The organism is Escherichia sp. AM3, from assembly GCF_032029835.1.
GTDB lineage: Bacteria > Pseudomonadota > Gammaproteobacteria > Enterobacterales > Enterobacteriaceae > Escherichia > Escherichia coli.
On record NZ_JAVUPQ010001293.1, the window covers coordinates 1 to 237 of the forward strand.

Annotated in this window: 1 pseudogene; it reads left to right on the plus strand. The window is 59.1% G+C overall.

Annotation, left to right across the window (positions count from 1 at the left end):
• A pseudogene (locus RTW80_RS30740) lies at positions 1-237 on the plus strand (energy-dependent translational throttle protein EttA); the annotation flags it as partial.

Below are 237 nucleotides of genomic sequence, written 5' to 3' on the forward strand. Positions count from 1 at the left end.
GTATCCGAGGTGGTTAACGCCCTGAAAGGTCTGGATGAAGTGTATGCCAAATACGCCGAGCCGGATGCGGACTTCGACAAACTGGCCGCTCAGCAGGGCAAATATGAAGAGATTATCCAGGCGCACGACGGTCACAACCTGAACATGCAGCTGGAGCGCGCGGCCGATGCCCTGCGTCTGCCAGACTGGGATGCGAAAATCGCTAACCTGTCCGGTGGTGAACGCCGTCGCGTGGCG